This is a genomic window from Ornithinimicrobium jinqii, assembly GCF_045032595.1.
Lineage (GTDB): Bacteria > Actinomycetota > Actinomycetes > Actinomycetales > Dermatophilaceae > Ornithinicoccus.
The window spans coordinates 1-1,429 of the sequence record NZ_JBJFZS010000065.1 but is presented as its reverse complement, the minus strand read 5'-3'; the positions used below and the strand labels follow the sequence as shown (position 1 = coordinate 1,429).

Annotated in this window: 1 protein-coding gene; it reads left to right on the top strand. The window is 70.0% G+C overall.

Annotation, left to right across the window (positions count from 1 at the left end; genetic code table 11):
- Nucleotides 1-123: 123 nt before the first annotated feature.
- Nucleotides 124-1,380, top strand: coding sequence for an IS256 family transposase (locus ACI3ET_RS16325; RefSeq protein ID WP_405034126.1), 1,257 nt, complete (start codon nt 124-126; stop codon nt 1,378-1,380).
- Nucleotides 1,381-1,429 lie beyond the last annotated feature (49 nt).

Here is a 1,429-nt window from a genome sequence, read left to right as displayed (position 1 = left end):
AGTGGAGTCCACCAGAGTGGTGTACGACGACCACGGTGGTGAGCGTGTCCTGCTGATGTAGGCGCGGTCACCGCGTGATCCTTCGAGTGAACCTTCCACAGCACTCTCGAACGGAGCATCACGATGACCGCTTCTCCCAGTATCGACCCTGAGGTCTTCCTGCACGAGCAGCTCGCGCAGGCGAGCCCGGACCTGATGCGGCACCTGCTGCAGTCCTTCATCAACACGCTGCTCTCGGGGCAGGCCGACAGCGTGTGCGGCGCCGACCACGGCACCCGCAGCACCGAGCGGACCAACCGGCGTAACGGGTACCGGCACCGGGACCTGGACACCCGCGTCGGCACCCTGGACGTGGCGATCCCCAAGCTGCGCGAGGGGTCCTTCTTCCCCGAGTGGCTGCTCGAGCGCCGCAAGCGGGCCGAGGCGGCGCTGACGACGGTGGTGGCGACCTGCTACCTGCTCGGGGTCTCCACCCGTCGGATGGACAAGCTGGTGACCGCCCTGGGCATCACCGGCCTGTCCAAGTCACAGGTGTCGGTGATGGCGGCCGAGCTGGACGAGCACGTGGAGTCCTTCCGCACCCGCCCCCTGGACGCCGGCCCCTACACGTTCGTGGCCGTCGACGCGCTCGTGCTCAAGGTGCGCGAGGGCGGGCGCGTGGTCAAGGTGAGCGCGCTGGTCGCGACCGGTGTCAACGCCGAGGGCTACCGGGAGATCCTGGGCATCCAGGTCGCCACCGGGGAGACCACGGCCTCCTGGCTGGGCTTCTTCCGCGACCTCGTCGCCCGCGGGCTGACCTCCGCCGGTCCGGTGGGGCTGGTCACCTCCGACGCCCACGCGGGCCTGGTCGAGGCGATCGGCGCGACCCTGCCCGGGACCGCGTGGCAGCGGTGCCGCACGCACTACGCGGCCAACCTCATGGCCGCCACGCCCAAGAGCTCCTGGCCCTGGGTCAAGGCGCTGCTGCACTCGGTGTACGACCAGCCCGACGCACCAGCGGTGCACGCCCAGCTCGACCGGGTGCTTCAGACCCTGGTCGGCAAGCTGCCCGCGGTCGCCGAGCACCTCGAGACTGCCCGGGCCGACATCCTGGCCTTCACCACCTTCCCCAGGGAGGTGTGGCGCCAGATCTGGTCCAACAACCCCCAGGAGCGCCTCAACCGCGAGATCCGCAGGCGGACCGACGTCGTGGGCATCTTCCCCCACCGCGAGGCCATCATCCGCCTCGTCGGCGCCGTCCTGGCCGAGCAGCACGACGCCTGGTCCGAGCAACGCCGCTACATCGGCCTCGACGCCCTCACCCGCTGCCGCCACGCCCTCACCCCGACCACCACCGGACAGGAGGAAAGCACTGCTACCGTCCCCGCACTGACGGCCTGATCAACCCACCGAAGGATCACCGTCGTACACCACTCCACCGGACTTGACC

Excerpts from the sequence above, each read along its gene's own strand:
- ACI3ET_RS16325 (WP_405034126.1), top strand. The coding sequence starts at position 124 with ATGACCGCTTCTCCCAGTATCGACCCTGAGGTCTTCCTGCACGAGCAG.